18 protein-coding genes and 4 tRNA genes are annotated in these 25,271 nt (G+C 59.7%); 19 read left to right on the top strand and 3 right to left on the bottom strand.

Features of this window, described 5'->3' with window-relative positions; translation table 11 throughout:
• The first annotated feature begins 128 nt into the window (after nucleotides 1–128).
• The 11 genes from K0P33_RS21560 (at nucleotide 129) to K0P33_RS21510 (ending at nucleotide 8,103) form a co-directional block, all read left to right on the top strand.
• Nucleotides 129–204 (top strand) — tRNA-Ala (locus K0P33_RS21560).
• 78 nt (nucleotides 205–282) lie between these two features.
• Nucleotides 283–358, top strand: a tRNA-Glu gene (locus tag K0P33_RS21555).
• 50 nt (nucleotides 359–408) lie between these two features.
• Nucleotides 409–484, top strand: a tRNA-Ala gene (locus tag K0P33_RS21550).
• A 78-nt stretch (nucleotides 485–562) separates the two neighbouring features.
• Nucleotides 563–638, top strand: a tRNA-Glu gene (locus K0P33_RS21545).
• 182 nt (nucleotides 639–820) lie between these two features.
• On the top strand, nucleotides 821–1,360 hold the full coding sequence (locus K0P33_RS21540; RefSeq protein ID WP_094953198.1) for a TetR/AcrR family transcriptional regulator: 540 nt from the start codon (nucleotides 821–823) through the stop codon (nucleotides 1,358–1,360).
• A gap of 15 nt (nucleotides 1,361–1,375) precedes the next feature.
• On the top strand, nucleotides 1,376–2,209 hold the full coding sequence (locus K0P33_RS21535) for an alpha/beta fold hydrolase (protein WP_094953200.1): 834 nt from the start codon (nucleotides 1,376–1,378) through the stop codon (nucleotides 2,207–2,209).
• 37 nt (nucleotides 2,210–2,246) lie between these two features.
• Complete coding sequence (locus tag K0P33_RS21530) at nucleotides 2,247–2,681, top strand: thioesterase family protein (RefSeq protein WP_242151270.1); 435 nt, start codon at nucleotides 2,247–2,249, stop codon at nucleotides 2,679–2,681.
• Nucleotides 2,682–2,736: 55 nt separating this feature from the next.
• Complete coding sequence (locus K0P33_RS21525) at nucleotides 2,737–3,696, top strand: tRNA-dihydrouridine synthase family protein (protein ID WP_242151267.1); 960 nt, start codon at nucleotides 2,737–2,739, stop codon at nucleotides 3,694–3,696.
• 373 nt (nucleotides 3,697–4,069) lie between these two features.
• Nucleotides 4,070–5,650: a hypothetical protein gene (locus K0P33_RS21520; protein ID WP_242151264.1), complete on the top strand. Its 1,581-nt coding sequence runs from the start codon at nucleotides 4,070–4,072 to the stop codon at nucleotides 5,648–5,650.
• Between the two features lie 76 nt (nucleotides 5,651–5,726).
• On the top strand, nucleotides 5,727–6,710 hold the full coding sequence (locus K0P33_RS21515) for a hypothetical protein (RefSeq protein ID WP_242151261.1): 984 nt from the start codon (nucleotides 5,727–5,729) through the stop codon (nucleotides 6,708–6,710).
• Between the two features lie 109 nt (nucleotides 6,711–6,819).
• A complete protein-coding gene (locus K0P33_RS21510; RefSeq protein ID WP_094953207.1) occupies nucleotides 6,820–8,103 on the top strand; it encodes a hypothetical protein in 1,284 nt (427 codons plus the stop codon).
• A gap of 3 nt (nucleotides 8,104–8,106) precedes the next feature.
• On the opposite strand, the gene K0P33_RS21505 is transcribed toward K0P33_RS21510, so the two are convergent.
• Complete coding sequence (locus K0P33_RS21505; RefSeq protein WP_242151258.1) at nucleotides 8,107–11,385, bottom strand: EAL domain-containing protein; 3,279 nt, start codon at nucleotides 11,383–11,385, stop codon at nucleotides 8,107–8,109.
• Nucleotides 11,386–11,451: 66 nt separating this feature from the next.
• Nucleotides 11,452–12,342 (bottom strand): LysR family transcriptional regulator, encoded by an 891-nt coding sequence (locus K0P33_RS21500; protein WP_094953211.1) that lies wholly within the window; start codon nucleotides 12,340–12,342, stop codon nucleotides 11,452–11,454.
• A gap of 147 nt (nucleotides 12,343–12,489) precedes the next feature.
• Here K0P33_RS21500 and leuC point away from each other — a divergent pair, with 147 nt between their 5' ends.
• The 5 genes from leuC (at nucleotide 12,490) to asd (ending at nucleotide 17,777) form a co-directional block, all read left to right on the top strand.
• Nucleotides 12,490–13,908, top strand: a complete 1,419-nt coding sequence (gene leuC, locus K0P33_RS21495) for a 3-isopropylmalate dehydratase large subunit (RefSeq protein WP_094953213.1) — start codon at nucleotides 12,490–12,492, stop codon at nucleotides 13,906–13,908.
• A gap of 10 nt (nucleotides 13,909–13,918) precedes the next feature.
• A complete protein-coding gene (leuD, locus tag K0P33_RS21490) occupies nucleotides 13,919–14,563 on the top strand; it encodes a 3-isopropylmalate dehydratase small subunit (RefSeq protein WP_094953214.1) in 645 nt (214 codons plus the stop codon).
• A 137-nt stretch (nucleotides 14,564–14,700) separates the two neighbouring features.
• The gene (locus tag K0P33_RS21485) at nucleotides 14,701–15,465 is read left to right on the top strand and encodes a class I SAM-dependent methyltransferase (protein WP_094953215.1); all 765 of its coding nucleotides are present in this window, start codon (nucleotides 14,701–14,703) and stop codon (nucleotides 15,463–15,465) included.
• A 52-nt stretch (nucleotides 15,466–15,517) separates the two neighbouring features.
• Nucleotides 15,518–16,600: a 3-isopropylmalate dehydrogenase gene (gene leuB, locus K0P33_RS21480; RefSeq protein WP_094953216.1), complete on the top strand. Its 1,083-nt coding sequence runs from the start codon at nucleotides 15,518–15,520 to the stop codon at nucleotides 16,598–16,600.
• Nucleotides 16,601–16,664: 64 nt separating this feature from the next.
• Nucleotides 16,665–17,777, top strand: coding sequence for an aspartate-semialdehyde dehydrogenase (gene asd, locus K0P33_RS21475; protein ID WP_094953218.1), 1,113 nt, complete (start codon nucleotides 16,665–16,667; stop codon nucleotides 17,775–17,777).
• A 303-nt stretch (nucleotides 17,778–18,080) separates the two neighbouring features.
• Here asd and K0P33_RS21470 read toward each other — a convergent pair whose 3' ends face one another.
• Nucleotides 18,081–19,388 carry an IS4 family transposase gene (locus K0P33_RS21470; RefSeq protein ID WP_242151255.1) on the bottom strand — a complete coding sequence of 436 codons (1,308 nt, stop codon included), beginning with the start codon at nucleotides 19,386–19,388 and terminating at the stop codon, nucleotides 18,081–18,083.
• Between the two features lie 1,019 nt (nucleotides 19,389–20,407).
• Here K0P33_RS21470 and K0P33_RS21465 point away from each other — a divergent pair.
• The 3 genes from K0P33_RS21465 (at nucleotide 20,408) to truA (ending at nucleotide 25,215) form a co-directional block, all read left to right on the top strand.
• Complete coding sequence (locus K0P33_RS21465) at nucleotides 20,408–21,418, top strand: aspartate-semialdehyde dehydrogenase (protein WP_242151252.1); 1,011 nt, start codon at nucleotides 20,408–20,410, stop codon at nucleotides 21,416–21,418.
• Nucleotides 21,419–21,579: 161 nt separating this feature from the next.
• On the top strand, nucleotides 21,580–24,159 hold the full coding sequence (locus tag K0P33_RS21460) for a FimV/HubP family polar landmark protein (RefSeq protein ID WP_094953102.1): 2,580 nt from the start codon (nucleotides 21,580–21,582) through the stop codon (nucleotides 24,157–24,159).
• 231 nt (nucleotides 24,160–24,390) lie between these two features.
• The gene (gene truA / locus K0P33_RS21455) at nucleotides 24,391–25,215 is read left to right on the top strand and encodes a tRNA pseudouridine(38-40) synthase TruA (RefSeq protein ID WP_242156093.1); all 825 of its coding nucleotides are present in this window, start codon (nucleotides 24,391–24,393) and stop codon (nucleotides 25,213–25,215) included.
• Nucleotides 25,216–25,271 lie beyond the last annotated feature (56 nt).

The following is a 25,271-nucleotide window of genomic DNA, read 5'->3' as shown; positions in this document are numbered from 1 at the left end:
AAACCCCGGTTTTCCGGGGTTTTAACGGTAAGTGATTGTTATCCCGGCAAAAAATTTTGGAAATTGTTGAAAATAAATTTGACAGCCTTTCAAACCGCCATTAAGATTCGCCCCGTCCTCACCGATGAGGGGCTATAGCTCAGCTGGGAGAGCGCTTGCATGGCATGCAAGAGGTCAACGGTTCGATCCCGTTTAGCTCCACCAATTTACAGGTTCAAGGTCTGGCCACACCGTCCTTGAATTGATCAGGTCTCGGCTCTGATCGGTTGTACAGAAGGTTTTGTCCCCTTCGTCTAGTGGCCTAGGACACCGCCCTTTCACGGCGGTAACAGGGGTTCGAGTCCCCTAGGGGACGCCAGTTTCAACAAGCAGCTCGAAAGGTCTGCTGCGTCGCGAGACGAAAAATCTGGGGCTATAGCTCAGCTGGGAGAGCGCTTGCATGGCATGCAAGAGGTCAACGGTTCGATCCCGTTTAGCTCCACCAATTTTACAGGTTCAAGGTTCTGGCCACACCGTCCTTGGATCGACCAGTCTCAGCCTGGTCAGTGTATAGAAGGTTTGTGTCCCCTTCGTCTAGTGGCCTAGGACACCGCCCTTTCACGGCGGTAACAGGGGTTCGAGTCCCCTAGGGGACGCCACGATTACCCGCTCTGCGGGATTTTTAAGGGTCATTCAATTATTGAATGGCCCTTTTGTTTGTCTGGCGTTTGGCCAATCCTCTCCTCAATTCCAATTTTCTGTCCTGACCAGTGGTCATGCCTGTCGCTTGCTAAATATTATTATGGTAATAATATTCAACCCATGAGAGACGGAGGCAACCATGAGCGATAAAAAAGCGCAAACCCGCGAACGCATTTTGCGGGCCGCCAGCGCGGCGTTGATCCAGCGCGGCCCGGCCGAGCCGAGTGTCGGCGAAGTCATGGGCGCGGCAGGGCTTACGGTCGGTGGTTTCTACGCGCACTTTGAAAGCAAGGACGCGTTGATGCTGGAGGCCTTCACCCAATTATTGGCTCGGCGGCGCGCGTCCGTCGACGACATGGACGCGCAACTGACCGGTGAGGAGCGCAGAGGCCTGGTGGCGGCGTTTTACCTGTCGCGCAAGCACCGTGACTCTACGGATCAAGCCTGCCCGATACCGGCCACTGTGGGCGAGATGAGCCGCCTGCCGGATGAGTTTCGCCAGGCACTCAACGAGCATACGGAGTTGATGGCTGCCCAGTTGGCTGCCAGCCCCGAAGACACCGACAAGGCCCTGGCCGACATGGCGTTGATGATCGGTGGCCTGGCCTTGGCCCGCGCCCTTGGGCCGTGTGAGTTGTCCGACCGTGTATTGCGTGCTGCCAAGTCGGCGGTGCGCTGAAAAAGGAGGCGCATGATGGGCGCATTAACCTGGATCCGTGGCTTTAATGGCACCGTCGGCCGCTTGGCGCCGCGCATGGTGGCCAGCAAGTTGCGCCGTACCTTCATGACGCCTCGTAACCTGCCGCTGCGTGAGTGGGAGCTGTCGTCGCTGGCGCAATCGGAGCGCATCACCCTGCGCTTTGGGTTGTCGGCGTTGCGTTGGGGCCAAGGCCCTGCGGTGCTGCTGATGCACGGCTGGGAAGGGCGTCCCACGCAGTTCGCCAGCCTGATTACAGCGTTGGTGGATAACGGTTATTCAGTGATTGCCTTGGATGGCCCGGCTCATGGTCGTTCGCCGGGGCGTGAAGCACATGTGCTGCTGTTCGCACGCGCTATGCTCGAAGCCGCCGCTGAACTGCCGCCGTTGCGCGCGGTGGTGGGGCATTCCATGGGCGGCGCCAGTGCGATGCTGGCGGTGCAACTGGGGCTGCGTACCGAGGCCTTGGTGAGTATTGCCGCGCCGTCGCGCGTCCTCGATGTGCTGCGCGGTTTTGCCGGCATGGTCGGTTTGCCGCCACGGGCGCGCTCGGCGTTCATCCAAGAGGTCGAGTTGACCCTTGGTATCCCGCTTAAGCACTTGGATGTGGCGCACTACCAGATGAATATCCCCGGCCTGATCGTGCACGCCGAAGACGACACCTTCGTTCCGGTCAAAGCCTCGCAAGCCATCCATGACGCTTGGTTCGACAGCCGCCTGCTGCGCTTGGAGCAGGGTGGCCACCAACGAGTCCTGGCTGACCCTCGGGTGATCGATGCCGTGTTGGCGCTGCTGGCGGGCCGCCGTTTACAGGAGCGGCAGACCGCCTGATACACTTCCCGTCGACATTAAGCGACGGGAGCAAGGCATGGGCTGGGATTTGGCAACGCCGTTTATCATCGACCTGCAGGTCGGCGCTGAAGACATCGACGGCCTGGGGCACGCCAATAACGCGGTGTACGTGTCCTGGTTGGAGCGTTGCGCCTGGCGCCATTCTCAGCGCCTGGGGTTGGACCTTACCGAGTACCGCCGCCTCGACCGCGCCATGGCCGTCGTTCGCCATGAGATCGACTACCTGGCGGCGGGTTACGAGGGCGATGAGTTGCAACTGGCCACCTGGATCGTCGACTGGGATCGGCGCTTGAAAATGACGCGTCGCTTCCAGTTGGTACGCCCTCGCGACGGCGCGACATTGCTGCGCGCGCAAACTACTTTTGTCTGCATCGAGCTGTCCACGGGTAAGCCCAAGCGTATGCCGGCCGAATTTCTCGACGGCTATGGCCCTGCGCTGACGGGGGGTTAACGTTTACTGTGGGAAACCCAGTAAACTGCGCCACGATTTTTGTTGAGTGTTTTCCATGCAAATTGCTTTGGCGCCCATGGAGGGGTTGGTCGACAACATCCTGCGCGATGTGCTGACCCGCGTGGGCGGTATTGACTGGTGCGTGACCGAGTTCATTCGCGTCAACGACCGCCTGCTCACCCCTGCCTATTTCCACAAGCTCGCCCCGGAACTGCTGCACGGTGCCCATACCGCAGCGGGCGTGCCGCTGCGCGTGCAGTTGCTGGGCTCCGACCCGGTGTGCCTGGCGGAAAACGCCGCGCTGGCTTGTGAGTTGGGGTCACAAGTGATCGACCTCAACTTCGGTTGCCCGGCCAAGACCGTCAACAAGTCCCGTGGCGGCGCAGTATTGCTCAAGGAACCGGAGCTGCTTAACCAGATCGTCGAGCATGTGCGGCGTGCCGTCCCGGCGCATATCCCGGTGACCGCCAAGATGCGCCTGGGCTTCGATAGCCCCGACGGTGCGCTGGTGTGCGCCACGGCCCTGGCCGAAGGCGGCGCAGCGCACATCGTGGTGCATGCGCGCACCAAGGCCGATGGCTACAAGCCGCCGGCGCATTGGGAGTGGATCCCACGGGTGCAGGACGTGGTTAAGGTGCCGGTATTCGCCAATGGCGATATCTGGAGCGTCGAAGACTGGAGGCGCTGCCGTGAAATCAGTGGCGTCGAAGACATCATGCTCGGCCGTGGCCTGGTGGCACGCCCTGACTTGGCGCGGCAGATCGCGGCGGCGCGGGCGGGCGAAGAGGTGGTGGAAATGACTTGGGCGCAGATGCAGCCGATGCTCCACGAGTTCTGGCGCCAATCGGTGGCGCAACTGACGGAAAAGCAGGCGCCGGGCCGTTTGAAGCAGTGGTTGGCGATGCTGACGCGCAATTACCCCGAGGCGGTGGAGCTGTTTACCGCGATGCGCCGGGAAACCGAGCTGGAGCAGGTCAGCCGTCTGCTCGGCATGCCGCACCCCATCGCGGTCTGAGGCGTTAAGTTTTCTTATTTCACCTGAAAAGGGCGCCACTGGCGCCCTTTTTTTCGCTCGCGAGTTAGCACAAAAGTTTGGCGAATAGGTGTTTTATTATTGTCGTTTAGTTGCGCTTTTTCAGTGTATTAACGCGTGTGACGCTTCCTCGTCGTCAAGAGCGGCTTAAATCGCGGCCTTGTCAGAAAAGTCCATGGGGCAAAGTCTGATAATGCCCATTGGTTTCCTTATATGAACGCCGAATTTCGGAACTCGATAGCCTAACTTTCCACCTATGTCAGGACTGTGAAGCAGCGCTGTTGTTTCCAGCGAATAAACTATTGATGTTCTGATCCGTTAATACGGTCGGGCTTTGTTGAATAAGGAACTACTAATGTCTCTATCGGTTAATAACCCGTCGCTTGTAAAGATTGATGTCCCTTCTCTCGATCGGAACGCTGTCTCGGCCTCTAAAGTTGGCGGGGGAGATAACACCCAGGCCCCGAGTTCAAATGCCAACATCACACCACTGCACAATGACAGTTCACGGTTCTCGCCCAATGAAGTCATGATCCCTGGCGCAGCGCTCACCAAGTTGTTTGACATGCTTGAGATGGTCTTCAAAGCCATGCGGGAGATGGTTTACGGGAAAAACCTGACGCCCGACACTTTGACCGGGTCAGGTCAATTGCCGAACGGTAAGCCGCAGGTGCTCGGTTTGCCGGCGAATGCTGATGCAGTCAGGCAGCCGAATATGCCGGGTGCGGGCAGGTTACTGGGGAATTCTGAAACAGGTAAGCAGGCAAATGTGCCGTTGAATGCTGAAGCAGGCAAGCAGGCGAATGTGCCGGTGAATGCTGAAGCCGGCAAGAAGATGGATTTGCCGTTGAATCCTGAAGCGGGCAAGAAGGCGAACGTGCCGGTGAATGCTGAAGCCGGCAAGAAGACGGATTTGCCGTTGAATCCTGAAGCAGGCAAGAAGGCGAATGTGCCGGTAAATGCTGAAGCCGGCAAGAAGACGGATTTGCCGTTGAATCCTGAAGCCGGCAAGAAGGCGATTGTACTGGTGAAAGCGGATGCCGATAAGCAGGCGGACGCACCGGTGAATCCTCCAGCAGGTAAGCGTACGAATGTGCCGGATGCACGCACGCAGCACTTGACGACATCCTACCCGCCAGCACCGAGCCCTGATGTCACCGTAACCAATGATGCCAGGACAAACGTCCATTTGAACGTTAACGTCAATTCTTGCCACTGCCCTGATGCGAAGGCGTTGCCGGATAACGGTCCAAGGCCCAAGCCTGAGGTTTCGACCACCGTTACGCCTGCGCACGGGACGGACCACCCGCCAATCGTGACGACCACTATCACGCCTAGGGGCAAGGCCGAACTCCCAAGCCAGCCGCCGGCCCAGACGCTTAAGGATAAGGCCGAACTCCCAAGCCAGACGCCGGCCCAGACGCCTAAGGACAAGACCGAGCACCCAAGCGCGCCGCTGATCCAGACGCCTAAGGACAAGACTGAGCACCCAAGCGCGCCGCTGATCCAGACGCCTAAGGACAAGACCGAGCACCCAAGCGCGCCGCTGATCCAGACGCCTAAGGACAAGACCGAGCACCCAAGCGCGCCGCTGATCCAGACGCCTAAGGACAAGACCGAGCGCCCAAGCGCGCCGCTGATCCAGACGGCTACGGACAAGACCGAGCGCCCAGGCGCGCCGCTGATCCAGACGCCTAAGGACAAGACCGAGCGCCCAAGCGCGCCGCCGATCCAGACGGCTAAGGACAAGACCGAGCGCCCAAGCGCGCCGCTGATCCAGACGCCTACGGACAAGACCCACCCACCAGCCGCGACCCCTCTTACGGTTGTAAATCCACGGCCATCGCCTGAAGCCCCCACCAGCCCAGGCCCCGCGGAAGATCATTTTGATCTAAGCCATTGGCAGCCAAAATTCAGGCCGAATTTCAGGCGCTGATAGTGTCGACTCTGTTTTAACTTCTTGAGTAGTGCAGGTACTTCTTCGGCTATGACCCGCGAGGAAGTGCCTGCTGATGGGGGAACATATGTCTGGTTGTTCAATTAATAATATTGCGCCTGTCGTCAATGTAAGGCGGGTAATAAACATTGATTCGCGTCCGCCCAGTAATGAACTAGAGCCTCAACTAAAACTCTTCATGAAAGAAGCTGCTCCGCATTTTCGTGATCCCTTCCTCGGCGTACCGGAGAGCACGCTGGCGGTCGCCAATGTCTCAGGCGCAGCTCATTCGCTGGCGGCTCTGCTTACTTCCTTTTTTACTCGGCTACTCAGTTTGGTATCGGATAAGCAAGCTACACCAGTGCCTGTCATACCTGCTCCCACACCCACACCGCAGGTTACTCCGCCGCTAGTTGTGACCGAGCCCATAGTGCCCAACAACACGCCCAGCGTCGCAGCCAACATCCCGGGACTTTCAAGCAAACAAGGCGGCGCGAAGCCGGACAATATCTGGAGTGGATTCCGCCAAGGCCCTGATGGCAATTGCGTGACGGTATCTGCGATCAAGGCGGCGATGTATCGATTTGGTCAAAGCCCCACAGATATCTACAAGCAAGTGACCAGGGTGGGCGACGGTTACCGAGTGGTAATGCGCGATGGCTTTCAGCTCACCTTGACTGATAGCGAATTGGCCGAAGCTGCACGGAGCTCGAAATTCATCGGGCGAGACCACGAGATGCTCAAGGATGCGCACTTTCTATTTGCGGTCAGTGCCAAGCGCGCGCAGATGGAAAACAACGATCACACGGCAGGCAGGAGTTATCAGGCTGCGATTCGCAGCCTGAATGATGGTGAGGATGAAGACGGGCCGGGGGAGGGGTTCCTACGACTGGGGTTGCGTCAGCACATGAGAACCGTCCCTGTAAGAGATCTCGCCCGTGGACAAGTGGGCATGTGCAATCGCAGGAGGCATTCGGTGGCGGTTATCAACGGTCGTGAAGAGTTATGGGGGCGCCCGGGCTCGGCGCCGGTTTGGGGGCAGGCGATAGCGCTTGTCTAGTGGTCGACGGGTTGGGCCATAGGCGATGCAGTTTTGGCGCGACTCACTTCACCGCGGCCCGGCTTTTTTTTGCAGGTTATTGCTTTGTAAAGTCTCAGGAAACCAGTGAATGAATATCCCAGTAAGTAATTATCCAGGCGCGCCCGCCAAAGGGCAGGGCTACGTGGCTTCGGTGTTTTCGTCAAAGCAAGTAGGGGAAAAGCCCGCGGATGTCACGCGGGCATTCAACTCGGGGCAAAGGCAATTTGGTGAGAACTTTGACAGCAGCACCCACGAGGCCGTCATCAAGCTGATGATGCAAACCTTGGGTCAACATCCGGCAGGCATGTTCAAAACGCTGACCGCCGTCGGTGATGGGTATCACATCACCATGAAGGACGAGTTCAAGGTTCAGCTGTCTCACCAGGAACTGGAGCAGGCCACGCAAGCCTCACGCTTCAGTGGAAACGATGCCGGTGCGGTAAAGGACGCCAACTTTGTGTTTGCGGCCTTTGTAAAGCGCAAGCAACTTATAGGGGGGTACCCGACATTTGCAGCGGCGCTGGCAAAGACGCTGGAGGGTGAGACCACCCAGCGGTGCCTACAGGGCATGGGGATGTACGGCCTTTCTCAATACGTTTCGTCGAGTGACATGGCGGCCAAGGGAGGGGCGGGCGTCCTGGAAACACATAACTTTGGCTCTGCGTTGGTTGTGGAGGGTGTGAGGCATGAGTACGGCGAACAACGTAAGGCGGATCGGGGTTACGGGTATGTCTTGTTTGATGACAAGCCGAGCCCTGCCGACGACGCCAGACGGGTCAACGATATCGTTTCCGGCATGTCGCCCGCGCAGATCTGGGATGGTTTTTATCAAGGCGAGAAAGACAATTGCGTTACGGTATCGGCGATCAAGGCCGCCATCATTCGGTTCTGGCAGGATCCCAAGGGAATCTTCGAGCGCATTCAGGTCACCCCGGACGGCTTTGAGGTGGTCATGAGGGATTCCTTCAGGCTGCAGGTGACCCATGAGGAAATGAACCAAGCTGCCGCCGCGTCGAACTTCCATGGCAGTAGTCCTAAGCTGCTCAATTACGCCATCTTCTTGTACGCGGTCAGTGCCAAACGTGCGCAGATGGAAAACAACGACTTTCGCGCCGGGGAGAGTTTTGCGAAGGCGTTGGATACCCTCAATGACGGCGAGGCCCCAGGGGAGGCGCTTCGGCGGCTGGGGTTGTTTGGCTATATACGTAACAGCACGCTCGATGAGCTGGTCAGGGGGGCGATTGGCACGCTGGGGGACAACGTACACTCAGTCGCAGTGGTCAACGGGTCGCTTGATTACTATGGGCAAAAGCAGGACTTGGCGTCATCGCACTGGATGAACACTGGGTTTCACGTATTGAAACTGGTGTGACGCTTACCCCAGCAAGCGCCTGAACCCCTCGATCGACAGTGGCCGACTGTGCAAATAGCCCTGGTACAAATGGCAGCCCAGCTTCTGCAGGAACGCCAGTTGTTCCGGGGTTTCCACGCCTTCGGCAATCACTCCCAGGTTCAAACTGTGGGCCATGGCCACAATGGCGCGGATGATTTCGGCGTCGTTGGGGTCGTGGGTTGCATCGCGCACAAAGGACTGGTCGATTTTCAGCGCATCCACCGGCAGGCGCTTGAGGTAGGTCAGCGACGAGTAGCCGGTGCCGAAATCATCCATAGCAAAACTCACGCCGAGCTTTTTAAGGCGGCGCATCTTAGCCACGGTTTCGTCCAGGTTCTGGATCACAATGCCTTCGGTGATCTCCAGTTTCAGCAAGTTATAGGGCAGCTTATGGTGTGTGAGGCTGTGTTCCACCCGTTCCACGAAGTCGCTCTGGCGGAACTGCCTGGGGCTGATATTCACGCACAAGCTGAAATTCAGTGGGTCCACCAGGCCCTCGGCGATCAACTGCGCGAATGCGCCGCACGCTTCATCAAGAATCCAGGTGCCGACTTCCAGGATCAGGCCGCTGTCCTCCAGCACCTTGATAAATTCCGTGGGTGACTGCGCGCCCAGTTGCGGGTGCTGCCAGCGCACCAAGGCTTCGGCGCCGATGATACGGTTGCCACGCGCATCCACCTGGGGTTGGTAATGCACGCTGAACTCACCGCGCGACAGCGCCAGGCGCAGGTCGGTCTCCATGCGCAGGCGCTCGCTGGCGGTTTTTTGCATGCTGTTGTGAAACATCTGCGTGGTGTTACGCCCCGAGTCCTTGGCCCGATAGAGCGCAATGTCGGCGCGTTTGAGCAGGTCCGCCGGGGTGGAGCCATGGTCCGGGATCAGCGCCACGCCAATGCTCGGCGTGACCTGCAAGCGTTGGCCATCGAGAAACATCGGTTCCGAGAGCAATTCGCGCAGGGTGTCGGCCAGTTCCTGCACCTGGGCGCTGACTTGCGCCCGCGTACCGTCCAGGCCGCTAAGTAGCACCACAAACTCATCGCCACCCAGGCGCGCCACCGTGTCCTCCATGCGCACGCTGGCTTCCAGGCGCGCGGTGACGATTTTCAGCACGGTGTCGCCCACCGGATGGCCGAGGGAGTCGTTGATGTGCTTGAAATGGTCGAGGTCGAGAAACAACAGGGCGCCGCGCAGGTTATGGCGTTTGAGCAGGGCGATTTGCTGGCTCAGGCGGTCCATCAGCAAGGCGCGATTGGGCAGGTTGGTCAACGGGTCGTGATAAGCCAGGTGGCGAATCTGCGCCTGGGCGTTTTTCAGCAGGCTCACGTCTCGCGCGGTCAGCAGCAGGCACGGCGTTTCATTCAGCGTAATCGGCTCTACCGAGACCTCCACGGCCAACAACTCGCCGCGTTTGTTGTGCCAGAGCATTTCCAAGTGATGAATGCGGCCCTTGATCTGCAGCTCGGCCAACAGCGCGGTGCGCTGGTTTTCATCGGCCCAGATGCCGATCTGGTACAGCGTCAGGCCGATGGCCTCTTCGGCGCGATAACCGGTCAGGCGGCAGAAGCCGTCGTTGACCTCCACATATCGGCCGGTGTCGCGCTCGGTGATAGAAATGGCGTCGGGGCTGGAGTGGAAGGCCTTGGCGAATTTCTCTTCACTGGCCTTCAGCGCGGCCTCCGAGCGCTGCTGTTGGGTGATGTCGCGCAGCGTGGTGACGATGCATGGCTGGTCGCCGACCTTGATCAAGCGGCTAGAGATCATGCAGGTCAGGCTCTGGCCGTTTTTGTGACGCGCCACGATGGCCACGTTGCTCAGTGCCTGCTCGCGAATCACCTGTTCGATACGTTGCAGGCGTTTGCTGGAGTCGTCCCATAAACCGATCTGCTCGGCGCTCTTGTTGATGACCTCGGCGGCGCTCCAGCCAAAGGTCTGGGTAAAGGCCGGGTTGATTTCGATAAAGGTGCCGCCGTCCAGGCAGGTGACGCAGATGGGGTCGGGGCTGGCCTGGAACAGGCTGGCGAATTTCTCTTCGGACGCGGTGATCCGCTGTTCGCGTTCCACTTGGTCGGTGATGTCGAGCAAGGTGCCGGCCATGCGCAGAGGTTTGCCGGCTTCGTCACGATACAGGCGCGCGCGGCTTTCCAGGTAGCGAGGGCTGCCGCATTCCGTCAGCACGCGGTAGGTCAACTGGTAGTTACCGTCCGAGCCTTCACGCAAGCTGCGATAGGCGTTGCGCATGCCCTCGCGGTCTTCATCGGACATGCCCTCAAAAAACGCGTCGAAGGATTCGTGGAATTGCTCCGGCGGCAGGCCATGCAGTTGGGCGGCGCGGGCCGAGCCGTAGAGCATGCCCGTGGGGATGTGCCAGTCCCAGGTGCCCAGTTGCGCCGAGTTCAGGGCCAGGTCGAGGCGTTCCTGGCTGTCTTTCAAGGCTTGCTCGGCGTTTTTACGTTCGGTGGTGTCGAGGAACGTGCTGATCAGGTAGGCCTCGCCCTCCAGCTCGACTTTCTGCGCGCTGAGGGTGCCATCGTGAATCTGGCCGTTACTGGCGCAGAACTGCACCTCCATGGTGATCGGCTCGCCCTTGCGCTGGGTGGCCTTGACCAGCAGCGCGCGCTGTTCGGGGTCGCGCCACAGCCCGAGGTCCAGGGTGGTGCGGCCGATGACATCGGCCACTGGCCAGCCGAAGAGCATCTCGAAATACTGGTTGGCTTCGCTGATCCGGCCATCAGATTGGCGCGTCAGTAGAACCATATTGGGGCACAGGTGAAACAACGTGGCGAAGCGTTTTTCCGAGTGGCTGAGGGCGTGCTCGCGCTCGCGCTGGCGGGTGGTTTCGCGGATCACCCCGATCATGCGGCGCCGACCGGTCTTGTCCGGCGCCAGGCTGCCATTGATTTCCAGCCAATGATGGCTGCCGTCCGGCCATTGGATGTGGTGGTGCGTGGCCTGCTCGAACGGCTCGCCCGCCAGCACGGCGTGAAAGGCCCGCACCACTCGCGCACGATCTGACGGTGCCAGCAGGTCCAGGTAGTCCAGGTCAGTGGGTAAAGGTTGGCGGGGGTCGAAACCGAACAGCGCTTGGGTGCCGCGTGACCAACTTATCCGCCCGGTATCGATTTCCCACCACCACGCGCCCAGGCGGGCAGCATTGAGGGCTGCCAGCAATTGCGGGGCGCTGTCCCAGCTTTGTTCCGCCTCTTGAGGGTCCAAGGCGTAAATACGGGGCAGGGGTGGCACGGAATCGACGGGGTTGCGCATTATCAATGGGCCTTGGCTCAATGGGCGTTCGGCGCGGCTTTAATCAGACCTTGAGGCCGCACAGCTTCATGCCGGTATCGCTGGCAGATCGACCTGTGCATCCAGTAGGCTCATGAAAGCCCGCGCAGCGTTCGACAGCGTCCTTTCGGTGTGCACGATATAGCCTAGCTGGCGACTGAGTTGTATGCCCGGCAAAGCGATACTTGCCACCTGATCATCGAGCATGGTGCGCGGCAACACGCTCCAGGCCAGGCCGATGGATACCATCATTTTTATAGTTTCCAAGTAGTTAGTGCTCATCGCGATGTTCGGCGTCAGGCCCTGGGCTTCGAACAAGCGCCTGACAATATGGTGGGTAAAGGTATTGCCGCCCGGGAACACCGCCGGGTGCTTGGCAATATCGGCCAAGTTGACCGTGCCATTGCCGGTCAAGCTGTGTTCCGGCGCGACCACGAAATCCAGCGGGTCGTCCCACACCGGCGTGGCACGGACCAGGTTGTGCGGGTCGGGCGCCAAGGTGATCACCGCCACTTCGGCGCGGCCGTGGAGGATTTCCTCGTAGGCCACTTCCGAGTCGAGGAACTGAATATCCAGCGCCACATTGGGGTACTCGCGCGTAAAGGCGCGCAGGATCGGCGGCAGGCGATGCAGGCCGATGTGATGGCTGGTGGCCAATGTCAGGCGACCGCTGACTTCGCCGCTCAGGTTGGTGAGGGCGCGGCGGGTGTCGTCCAGCACATTGAGGATCTGATACGCACGCGGCAGCAGGGCGCGCCCGGCCTCGGTCAGGCCGACTTCACGGCCCAGACGGTCGAATAAACGTACCTTTAATTGTTGTTCCAGCCCGGCAATGCGCTTGCTGATGGCCGGTTGTGTCAGGTGCAGGCGTTCACCTGCACCGGAGAAGCTGCCGGTCTCGGCGATGGCAATAAAGGCATTGAGGTTGGCCAAGTCCATGGTGGTATTCCAGTTGGTAATCCAAAGCATAAAAAATATGAATTTGAGTTATTTAATGTAGCGCCATACCATCAGCCTCACAAGCCAAAGGGTTATTGAATCGCTCAAGACCTGGGGCATAGAAAGACCGATGATGAGGACCGACTGATGGCCGGCAAAACGCTTTACGACAAGCTTTGGGATTCCCATGAAGTGAAACGGCGCGACGATGGCTCGTCGCTGATCTACATCGACCGTCACATCATCCATGAAGTGACCTCGCCCCAAGCGTTCGAAGGCCTGCGACTGGCCGGGCGCAAGCCTTGGCGCGTCGACTCCATCATCGCCACCCCGGACCACAACGTGCCGACCACGCCTGAGCGTAAAGGCGGCATCGACGCGATCGTCGACACCGTGTCGCGCCTTCAGGTGCAGACCCTCGACGACTATTGCGATGAATATGGCATCACCGAATTCAAGATGAATGACGTGCGTCAAGGCATCGTTCACGTGATCGGCCCGGAGCAGGGCGCGACCTTGCCGGGCATGACCGTGGTCTGCGGCGACTCCCACACCTCCACCCACGGTGCGTTCGGCGCCTTGGCCCATGGCATCGGCACTTCCGAGGTGGAGCATGTGTTCGCCACCCAGTGCCTGGTCGCCAAAAAGATGAAGAACATGTTGGTGTTGGTCGAAGGCCAGCTGCCCTTCGGCGTGACCGCCAAAGACATCGTGCTCGCCGTGATCGGCAAGATCGGCACCGCCGGCGGTAACGGCCATGCCATCGAGTTCGCTGGCAGCGCGATTCGCGACCTGTCTATTGAAGGCCGCATGACCATCTGCAATATGTCCATCGAAGCCGGTGCCCGCGTGGGCATGGTAGCAGCGGACGAAAAGACCGTTGAATACGTCAAGGGCCGTCCATTCGCGCCGAAAGGCGCCGATTGGGATACCGCCGTCGAAGCCTGGAAAGACTTGGTCTCCGACGCCGATGCGGTGTTTGACACCGTGGTCGAGCTCGACGCTGCCCAGATCAAGCCGCAAGTCAGCTGGGGCACCTCGCCCGAGATGGTTCTGGCCGTTGATCAAAACGTGCCGGACCCGGCCAAAGAAGCCGACCTGGTCAAGCGTGGCTCCATCGAGCGCGCCTTGAAATACATGGGCTTGAAAGCCAATCAGGCGATTACCGACATCCAGTTGGATCGCGTGTTTATCGGTTCCTGCACCAACTCGCGGATTGAAGACTTGCGCGCTGCGGCGGTGATCGCCAAGGGCCGCAAAGTCGCCTCGACCATTAAGCAAGCCATCGTGGTGCCAGGTTCGGGGTTGGTCAAAGCTCAAGCCGAAGCCGAAGGCCTGGACAAGATCTTCCTCGAAGCCGGTTTTGAATGGCGCGAGCCGGGCTGCTCCATGTGCCTGGCGATGAACCCGGACCGTTTGGAGTCGGGCGAGCATTGCGCGTCCACCTCCAACCGTAACTTCGAAGGGCGTCAGGGCGCCGGTGGGCGTACCCACTTGGTCAGCCCGGCCATGGCCGCTGCCGCTGCCGTCAACGGTCGTTTCATCGACGTTCGCGAATTGATCTGAGGAAAACCCGATGAGAGCTTTTACCCAACACACAGGTTTAGTCGCGCCGTTGGACCGTGCCAACGTCGACACCGACCAGATCATCCCCAAGCAGTTCTTGAAGTCGATCAAGCGCACCGGTTTCGGCCCAAACCTCTTCGACGAGTGGCGCTACCTGGACGTGGGCTACGCCTACCAGGACAACTCCAAGCGCCCGTTGAACAAGGATTTTGTGCTCAACGCCGAGCGTTACCAAGGCGCCAGCGTGTTGCTGGCCCGGGAAAACTTCGGCTGCGGCTCCAGCCGTGAGCACGCGCCGTGGGCCCTGGAAGAATACGGCTTTCGCAGCATCATCGCGCCGAGCTACGCCGACATCTTCTTCAACAACAGCTTCAAGAACGGCTTGCTGCCGATCATCTTGAGCGACGCCGAAGTGGACGAGCTGTTCAAACAAGTCGAAGCCGATGTGGGCTACCAGCTCACGGTTGACCTGGCAGCGCAGACGGTGACCCGTCCGGACGGCAAGGTGTACCACTTTGAAGTCGACGCGTTCCGTAAGCACTGCCTGATCAACGGCCTGGACGATATCGGCCTGACCTTGCAGGACGGCGATGCGATTGCCGCCTTTGAAACCAAGCACCGGGCCAGCCAGCCTTGGTTGTTTCGCGACGCCTGATTTGCGGTAGGCCGTGCGGGCCCCATCGCGGGCAAGCCCGGCTCCCACATGTTGACCTGTGAACACGGTCAACTGTGGGAGCTGGCTTGCCTGCGATAGCGCCCGTACCAACACCACAAAACCCAAGGAAGCTCACCATGACCAACACCGCCCACACCCAAGTCGTGCAAAAACAATTCGGCGAGCAAGCCTCGGCTTACCTGAGCAGTGCCGTGCACGCCCAAGGCACCGAATTCGCGCTGCTGCAGGCCGAACTGGCCGGGGCCGGTGCGGCACGCCTGCTGGATTTGGGTTGCGGTGCCGGGCATGTGAGTTTTCATGTGGCACCGCTGGTGAAAGAAGTGGTGGCCTACGACCTTTCCCAGCAGATGCTCGACGTGGTCGCGGCCGCTTCAAAAGACCGTGGGCTGGACAACATCCGCACCGTGCACGGCGCCGCCGAACGCTTGCCGTTCGCCGATGGCGAGTTCGACTTCGTGTTCAGCCGTTACTCAGCCCACCACTGGAGCGACCTGGGCCTGGCGCTGCGTGAAGTCCGTCGAGTACTCAAGCCGGGCGGTGTGGCGGCATTTGTGGATGTCTTGTCACCGGGCAGCCCGCTGTTGGACACTTACCTGCAAACCGTCGAAGTGCTGCGCGACACCAGCCACGTGCGCGATTATTCCGCCGGCGAGTGGATGCGCCAGCTCAGCGAGGCCGGCCTGCACGTGCGCAACAGCAGCCGTCAGCGTTTGCGCCTGGAATACACCTCGTGGGTCGAGCGCATGCGCACGCCAGAGGTATTGCGTGCTGCAATCCTTGAGCTGCAAAAGGCGATGGGCCAGGAAGTACGCGATTACTACGAGATTCAAGCCGACGGCACCTTCAGCACCGACGTGCTGGTGGTCTTTGCCGAACGCTGATTAATTTTCCCGACCTGCCTGCGGGCGGGTCGCTTGATGAAATGAGGAACGCATGAGCAAGCAGATTCTGATTCTTCCTGGCGACGGTATTGGTCCGGAAATCATGGCCGAGGCGGTCAAGGTCCTGGAATTGGCCAACAGCAAGTACAGCCTGGGCTTCGAATTGAGCCACGACGTGATCGGCGGCGCCGCCATCGACAAGCACGGCGTGCCCCTGGCCGACGAGACTCTGGACCGCGCCCGTGCGGCTGACGCGGTGCTGCTCGGCGCCGTGGGCGGCCCGAAATGGGACAAGATCGAACGCGACATCCGCCCTGAGCGCGGCCTGCTCAAGATCCGTGCGCAACTGGGCCTGTTCGGCAACCTGCGCCCGGCGATCCTCTATCCGCAACTGGCCGATGCGTCGAGCCTCAAGCCGGAAGTGGTTGCAGGCCTGGACATCCTGATCGTGCGTGAACTGACCGGCGGTATCTACTTCGGCTCGCCACGCGGCGTGCGCACGCTTGAGAATGGCGAGCGCCAGGCCTACGACACGCTGCCGTACAGCGAGAGCGAAATCCGCCGTATCGCCCGTGTCGGTTTCGACATGGCCCGTGTGCGCGGCAAAAAGGTCTGCTCGGTCGATAAAGCTAACGTACTGGCCTCCAGCCAGCTGTGGCGCGAAATCGTCGAAGAAGTCGCCAAGGACTACCCCGACGTCGAACTAAGCCACATGTACGTCGACAACGCCGCCATGCAACTGGTGCGTGCACCCAAGCAGTTCGACGTGATCGTCACCGATAACCTGTTCGGCGACATCCTGTCCGACCAGGCCTCGATGCTCACCGGTTCTATCGGCATGCTGCCGTCGGCGTCCCTGGACACCCACAACAAAGGCATGTACGAGCCGTGCCACGGTTCGGCGCCGGACATCGCAGGGCAGGGCATTGCCAACCCGTTGGCGACGATTTTGTCGGTGTCGATGATGTTGCGTTACAGCTTCAACCTGAGTGACGCGGCCGATGCCATCGAGAAGGCTGTAAGCCTGGTGCTGGATCAAGGTTTGCGCACCGGTGACATTTGGTCACAGGGTTGCACCAAAATCGGCACGCAAGAAATGGGCGACGCAGTAGTCGCCGCGCTGCGGAATCTGTAATCTCTCCGGCCCGCTTGCAGTTGTTGCTGCAAGGCGGCCCACTTTTTAACAAGGTGTAGTTGCGATGAAACGTGTAGGTCTGATCGGTTGGCGCGGTATGGTCGGTTCCGTGCTCATGCAGCGGATGCTGGAAGAGCAGGATTTCGATCTTATTGAGCCGGTGTTTTTCACCACTTCGAACGTAGGTGGCCAAGGGCCGTCCGTGGGCAAGGATATTGCTCCGCTCAAGGACGCCTACAGCATTGAAGAGCTGAAAACCCTCGACGTGATTCTGACCTGCCAGGGTGGCGACTACACCAGCGAAGTCTTCCCCAAGCTGCGTGAAGCCGGCTGGCAGGGTTACTGGATTGACGCCGCCTCGAGCCTGCGCATGCAGGACGACGCGGTGATCATCCTCGACCCGGTGAACCGCAGGGTCATCGACCAACAGTTGGACGCTGGCACCAAGAACTACGTGGGCGGCAACTGCACCGTCAGCCTGATGCTGATGGGCCTGGGCGGCTTGTTCGAAGCCGGTCTGGTCGAGTGGATGAGCGCCATGACCTATCAGGCGGCCTCCGGCGCCGGCGCGCAGAACATGCGTGAACTGATCAAGCAGATGGGCGCGACCCACGCAGCCGTCGCCGATCAACTGGCGGACCCTGCCAGTGCGATCCTCGACATCGACCGTCGTGTGGCCGAAGCCATGCGCAGCGATGCCTACCCGACCGAGAACTTCGGCGTGCCATTGGCCGGTAGCCTGATCCCGTGGATCGACAAAGAGCTGCCGAACGGCCAGAGCCGCGAAGAGTGGAAGGCCCAGGCTGAGACCAACAAGATCCTCGGTCGCTTCAAGAGCCCGATCCCGGTGGACGGCATTTGCGTGCGCATCGGCGCCATGCGCTGCCACAGCCAGGCGCTGACCATCAAGCTGAACAAAGACGTGCCGATCGCCGATATCGAAGGGTTGATCAGCCAGCACAACCCTTGGGTCAAACTGGTGCCGAACAACCGTGACATCAGCATGCAGGAGCTGAGCCCAACCAAGGTTACCGGCACCCTGAATGTACCGGTCGGCCGTCTGCGTAAGCTGAACATGGGGACTCAGTACCTGGGCGCGTTCACTGTTGGTGACCAACTGCTGTGGGGCGCGGCTGAACCGCTGCGTCGTATGCTGCGGATTTTGCTGGAGCGTTGATCGCTTAGTGCTGTACGAAAAACCCGCGACTGGTGACAGGCGCGGGTTTTTTGTTGCCCTTGAGGCCCTCATCGCGGGCAAGCCCGCTCCCACATTTTGATTTGTGAATACATTCAAGTGTGGAGGGGGCGGGCTGGCCCGCGATGAGCATAGGTATCTACACATCTTTTTATGGGTTGAATTCTTGGGTTGTCGCGGGGGCGCGGGGTGCATATCCGTTATTTGGGTAACGGCTGCTATGGGTTCCGCTCTTACAGCCATGCCTTTCAAGGTCTGCGTTTAAAAGTTCGTTTAAAGCAGTGTTTAAGTCTGTTTATCCGACTTGGCAGCCTTAAGCTCCCGAGCTGTTGAAACATGAGCCCGTGCGGCCTTACCTTCCAGCCACTCCTTGGGTTTGGCGATTTTAGGGCCGCGCGGGCTTTTCGCGACGGCCTTAGGTTTGATCAACCTCGCCAGGGCCAGTAACCGCTCTGCCAACCCTTGCGAGGTCTTTTCGAGAGGGAAGTTTTCCGCCGGTAATGCGATCTGCATTCCCTCATAACCGCTGCGAACGTGCACCGCCAAATGGTAAATCGAAGCCTCCCAACTCGCTGGCTGCGTTTCGCGGTGCGCCTGTTCCACACTGCGTTTGAGAACCGACAAAACGTTGTAAGCCAGAACCGCCGAGGCGAAGCCCAGCAGCGCGGCTTTAGGGCTACCAAGGCTCTTAATCTCACTGTCGAGCACCGATTCAAGGCGTTGGAACATCCCTTCAATACTCCAGCGGCGGCGGTATAAATCAGCTATTTGTCGAGCGCTGATGGTGTCGGGCAAATTGCTCCAGAACCACATCACCAAATCACCTGAGTCATTTGCCGTTTGCAGGCTCAACTCAACGCGTCGCCAGCGGCGACCGCCTTTTACTTCGATGGTTTGTTCGCGAACGGTTCCGGTGTCGACGGTCCCTGACTCTTGCCAGTCGCCTTCCTGGATCACACGTGGATGTTTGCTGTGTTGGCGAACGATGAACGAGGCCCCTGTGTTTTCGCAGGCTTGCAGGACAGGCAGCGTGCAATAAAGTCGGTCAGCCATCCATAGTTGACCCGCGCTTGCGCGGGCCAACAGCGGTAGAACACTGACCCGCTCGCTGGCATGGGCGTCTTCCCAAGGCTGAAGATCGACGACTAAATCCAGATCAGGATCGTAGGCCACTACGGAAAACCCTGGGCGAGCCGCAGCTCGCTCGCTGCGCAAAGGGCCTAAACGTTTTTCAGTGGCCGGTAGGTGGTTGCCATCGACAATGCGCAACTGCCAGCCGGGTAGTATCGATGAGTGGCCGAGCGTTTTGATGGTTGGTTCTAAACGCTCTGCGCTGCCTGAGATGAGGGCTCGAAGCACCTCGGGTTCGGTCCGATTGATCTTGTCATAGAGCGCCGCAACGCTCACCGAAAGGCCCTCCATCTTACGCGCTGCAGCGTGCAGTGATGGCCTCAAGCCCAATGAAACAAGGGACATCAGCTCTACAACGGTTGAAAACAAGAGCTCACGGGAGTACTGGCGTTGTCGGTGGTCATTGAACACCTTGTCAACCCACTCGGCAGGTACGGCCTGCTCCAATACCAGCTTGGTCATGACACTGGCCGGCGCCTGCTTTTCAAACCGTTCTAGAACCTTTTCCCACATCGTTTCGTCATCCTGACTAAAGTATTTGTTTATGTTTTAAACCAAGACCTTGAAAGGCATGGCTCTTACAGCGGGTCACTTTTGGAAAAGAGCCCCAAAAGTAACCAAAAGGGCTCTTGCCCCACCACTCGGCACCTCGCTTAGGCTCGGTGTGCCCTCACCCCCGCTCCAAAGCCTGCGTTCGGCCAGCGTGGTTTAACGGGGCGCCTAAGATCAAGATCAAAAGCAAGAGCACGGCGGCCTAGTAGCCGACCTGAGTGGTTGAAGCAAATCAAAAGCAAAGCCGAGGCGGCCTGACAGCCGACCTGATCTCTGAAACTGAACTCAATCTAATGTGGGAGCTGGCTTGCCTGCGATGGCATCAACTCGGTGTACTTGATGGACCGAGGTGTCTGCATCGCAGCGGTGCGGCGATCCGACAAGCCAGCTCCCACAGAAAAGCAGATCTGCTTTTGCTGTGCTTTTGCCCTGCTTTTGCTTCTACCACTCAGGTCGGCTACTAGGCCGCCGTGCTCTTGCTTTTGATCTTGATCTTAGGCGCCCCGTTAAACCACGATGGCCGAACGCAGGCTTGAATCCGTGGGTAACCCGGCAGGACGCCGGGTTAGCCGCGATGGGCCAAGGATGGCCCATGGCGGCGGCCCACGGATTCAAGCCGGAGTGAGGGCATGCCGAGCCTAGGCGAGGCACCGAGTGGTGGGGCAAGAGCCCTTTTGGTTACTTTTGGGGCTCTTTTCCAAAAGTGACCCGCCGTAAGGGCGGAACCCTACGAAGCCGTTACCGCAGCAACGGATATGTACTCACATCTACCTAAAAACCCCGTCAAAAGCTCAGCGCAACACAAAAAGTTGCGTAGATACCTATGCCGCGATGAGGTCATCAGCCCCACCACAAAAACCAGGTTAATTGCCTCACTCCCAACCACCCGTTAAAGTGCCGCTCCCCCCGCAATGCCCGAGGCAGCCACCATGACCCAGACCTTTGAAATCGCCGTGATCGGCGCCACCGGAACCGTTGGCGAAACCCTGGTGCAGATTCTCGAAGAACTGGATTTCCCGGTAGGCACCCTGTATCTGCTGGCGGGCAGTAACTCGGCCGGTGCATCAGTGCCGTTTCGCGGCAAGAACGTGCGGGTCAAGGAAGTCGATGAGTTCGACTTCAAAAAAGCGCAGTTGGCCTTCTTCGCGGCAGGCCCGGCGGTAACCCAGAGTTTCGCCCCGCGCGCCATCGCTGCCGGTTGCTCGGTGATCGACCTGTCCGGCGCTTTGCCGGCCGATCAGGCGCCTCAAGTGGTGCCGGAAGCCAATGCGCATATCCTCAAAGGTTTGAAAAAGCCCTTCCAACTCGGCAGCCCAAGCCCATCCGCTACCAACCTGGCCGTCGTCCTCGCGCCGTTGCGCGGGTTGCTGGACATCCAACGCGTCAGCGTCACTGCCAACCTGGCCGTATCCGCCCAGGGTCGCGAGGCTGTCAGTGAACTGGCCCGGCAGACCGCCGAACTGTTAAACGTACGCCCGCTGGAGCCCAAGTTCTTTGATCGGCAGATGGCCTTCAACCTGCTGGCACAAGTCGGCACGCCAGACGCCCAGGGGCATACAGCCCTGGAGAAACGTCTCGTGCACGAGCTGCGCGCAGTGCTGGAAACTCCTTTGCTAAAGATTTCCGCAACTTGCGTTCAAGCCCCGGTGTTTTTTGGCGATAGCCTGACAGTGTCATTGCAGTTGGGCGCGCCGGTCGACCTTGCGGCGGTCAACCGCGCACTTGAGGCGGCGCCAGGTATCGAGCTGGTGGAAGAGGGCGACTACCCTACGCCGGTTGGGGATGCGGTCGGCCAGGATGTAGTCTACGTCGGCCGGGTGCGTGCGGGCGTGGACGACCCGGCGGAACTAAATCTGTGGCTGACGTCAGATAACGTACGCAAGGGGGCTGCACTCAACGCGGTGCAGCTGGCGCAGTTGTTGATAAAAAGCCTTGCGTAAAAGATACTTGGCGGCAATTTGTAGATTGATTCTAACCAGGCGCTATGCTTGGTCCAAAGCGGAACAGAAGCGCGTCGGTGACCTATCGGCTCGCCATGCCTAATGGCAGCGGTTACCAACCTTCTCGCAGGTCGGGGAGTGTTCAGACAAAGGATGAGGCTATGGTTCAAGTTCGCAAACTGGTGTTAGCAATAGCGGCCGCCTCGGCGCTGTCCTCCGGTATGGCGCAGGCGCTGCAGCTTGGGGAGATGACCCTCAAGTCGAAGTTGAACCAGCCGTTGTCAGTGGAAATCGAATTGCTCGATGTCGGTGGCCTTACGGCTTCCGAGATCACGCCCAGCCTGGCGTCTGATCAGGCATATGTGGATGCGGGCGTGGATCGCCAGGCGTTTCTCAATGACCTGACATTTACCCCAGTGGTCAATCCAAGTGGCCGCAGTGTGGTGCGCGTTACCTCCAGCAAGCCGCTGCCCGATTCCTACGTACGTTTCTTGTTGCAGGTGCAATGGCCTAACGGCCGCCTGATGCGCGACTACAGTGTGCTGCTCGACCCGGCGAAGTTTGAGCAATCGACGCCCGCCGTCAGCGCGCCTGCACCGCGCTTGAGTGCGCCGTCTGCTACAACGCCCGCCCGCACTGCACCGACTGTCAGCAAGGCTGCCCAGCACACCACGACGCCTCACGACACCTTGTGGGAAATTGCCGCGAAGAATCGCAACGGCGCCTCGGTCCAGCAAACCATGCTGGCTATTCAGGCGCTCAACCCTGATGCGTTTCTAGACGGCAATATCAACCGCTTGAAAACCGGCCAGGTATTGCGCCTGCCGGATCGCGTGCAAGCGACCAGCCTGCCGCAGCCTGAGGCAATTGCCGAAGTGACCGCGCAAAACGCGGCCTGGCGCGAAGGGCGCCGCACGGCTAAAAATCAAGCCGCTGGCAAGCAGCAACTGGACGCGACCAAGCGCACCCAGGCGGGCAATGCGCCGGCGAGCACCAGCGCCAAGGATAATTTGAGCCTGGTCTCGGCCGAATCCGCCAAGCCGGGCGCGAAGGGCAAGGCCGGTGATAGCCGGGCGCTAAACGACAAGCTGGCGATGACCCAGGAAGAACTGGACACCACGCGCCGCGACAATGCCGAGCTGAAAAGCCGTGCGGCGGACCTGCAAAGCCAACTGGATAAGCTGCAAAAACTGATTCAGCTGAAAAATGATCAGTTGGCTAAGTTGCAGGCTGAAAACGGTAACCCGGCAGCGGCGGCAACAGCGGCGATGCCCGCTCAGTTGGCCGGTGAGCCTGCGGCCACTGCGCCGGCAGCGGATACCACGCCGACTGCAGCAGCGCCTGCGCCCGAGCCAATCAAGCCGGATGCCGCGCCTGCCGCCACCACCGAAGGCAAATTCAACGAGCTGCTGACCAACCCGGTTGTGCTTGGTGTCATTGGCGGCGCGGCCGGTCTGTTGGTGTTGTTGCTCCTGCTGCTGTGGGCGCGTCATCGCAATGCCCGCCTCGAAGAGGAAAAGCACCTGCGGATGGCGCGGGCGCTGGCTGAAGAGCCGCAATTCTCCCCGAACGTAGAGCACGATCTGCCACCGGACAGCTTTGAAGGTCTGGAAGTGGTGGCGCCGAACGTCAAGATGGCTGCCGCTCCTGCGCCCGCACCTGCTGCGGTTGCCGAGCCGGTGGTGGTGCCGTCGGTTGCTTCCGTGCTTTCGCCCTTGGCCGCTGCAGTGGCTCCGCAAAATTCCAGCGATTCGCTGGCACAAGCTCAATCCCATATTGATCGCGGTCATTTGAACCAGGCTGCCGACGTCCTTCAGCAGGCGATCAAGCACGAGCCAAAACGCAGCGACCTGCGTTTGAAGTTGATGGAGGTTTACGGCCTGCAAGGCGATAAGGACGGCTTCATCAGCCAGGAGCGTCAACTGGTGGCCACGGGTGAAAATCACGCCCAGGTTGAACAACTAAAAGGCCGCTTCCCGGGCATGGCTGTGTTGGCAGCGGGCGTCAGTGCTGCGGTTGCCGCGGCAGCCTTGGACGCGCAATACGTCAAGAACTTGCTGGAAGACAAGCCGGCCGCGCCGGCTCCAGTACCAGACGCTTTCGACACCGATTTTGACTTGAGCCTGGACGATCTGGAAGCCGCTTCACCTGCCGTGGTTCGCCCGGAGGATGAGCTGAGTTTTGAATCTGTCCTGCAGCGCCAGACCGAAGCCAAGACTGCCCCGGACGATCTGTCGGACTTCGACCTGGACCTGCAACTGGAAGCGCCGTCTTCCACCCAAGCTGACGACGATTTCCTTTCCGGCCTTGAAGAGCAGATGAAGGATGTGCAGGCGGCTCAGCCGCCGACGCTCACGCCCGCCGCGTTGGACGACTTGGACCTGCCGGAAGACTTCGACTTGTCCCTGGCTGACGAGCCGCAAGCACCGGCTGCAACCAAGCCGGATGCCTTCGCGTCTGAGTTGGATGACGTCAACGCCGAGCTGGATCGCCTGTCCCAGAGCCTGGAGCATCCGCCGATCGAGCCTTCGTTCACCGCTGAAGACGCCGCGTCGGGCGGTGATGAGCCGGAATTTGATTTCCTCTCCGGCACCGACGAGGTCGCCACCAAGTTGGACCTGGCCCAGGCCTACATCGACATGGGCGATGCCGACGGTGCGCGCGACATCCTTTCCGAAGTGCTGACCGAAGGCGATGAGGCCCAGCGTGGTGAGGCCAAGGAAATGCTCGGCAAAATCTAAGGTGCAACGCAGAACCAATGTGGGAGCTGACTTGCCTGCGATGCGGGCAACTCGGTTTATCTGTTACACCGCATTGATGCAATCGCAGGCAAGCCAGCTCCCACACATCAGGCCTTCGCATGGCTTGCAACAAAAGCGCCCCTCATATCTGCTCCGCCTTTATAATGGCCGCCTTTGCGCAACTCATCGGGCTCTCAGTTCTTGGCAAATATAGATAACGCGGCCGCCGAAATGGCAGCCGCAGGCTTTAATCGCATCGCCCTGGGCGTGGAATACAAAGGCTCGCGCTATCGCGGCTGGCAGCGCCAGGCCTCTGGTGTGCTGACGGTGCAGGAAACCCTCGAAAACGCGTTATCGAAGGTCGCCGATTCGCCGGTGTCGCTGATGTGTGCCGGGCGTACCGACGCCGGTGTGCACGCCTGCGGCCAAGTGGTGCACTTCGATACCCAGGCCGAGCGCACGATGAAGGCGTGGGTGATGGGCGCAAATATCAATTTGCCGCATGACGTCAGCGTCACTTGGGCCAAGGTCATGCGTGCGGATTTTCATGCGCGCTTCAAGGCCATCGCCCGGCGCTACCGCTATGTGATCTACAACGATCAGATCCGCCCGGCGCACCTCAATCAAGAAATCACCTGGAATCACCGCCCGCTGGACGCCGAGCGCATGGCCGAGGCCGCGCAGCATTTGGTCGGCGTGCATGATTTCAGTGCGTTCCGTGCCGGCCAGTGTCAGGCCAAGTCGCCGATCAAGGAAGTGCATCACCTGCGCGTGACCCGTCACGGCAAGATGATCGTGCTGGATATTCGTGCCGGCGCCTTCCTGCACCATATGGTGCGCAACATTGCCGGCGTGTTGATGACCATCGGCACCGGCGAGCGCCCGGTGGAGTGGGCGAAGGAAGTGTTGGAAAGCCGTGTTCGTCGTACCGGCGGGGTGACCGCGCACCCGTTCGGCCTTTATCTGGTGGATGTGGAGTACCGCGACGAGTTCGAATTGCCCGATCGTTTCATCGGGCCACACTTCCTCACAGGTTTCAGCGAACTTGGCGGCTGACGCCCGGAAAAGCTTTTGTTACCATCCGGGACTTTCTCGGTTCAACCCCTGAGGTT

The sequence above is a fragment of the Pseudomonas sp. ArH3a genome (assembly GCF_022648765.1).
Lineage (GTDB): Bacteria > Pseudomonadota > Gammaproteobacteria > Pseudomonadales > Pseudomonadaceae > Aquipseudomonas.
The sequence above is the reverse complement of the archived record's forward strand: the minus strand, read 5'-3'. Positions and strand labels throughout refer to the sequence as shown.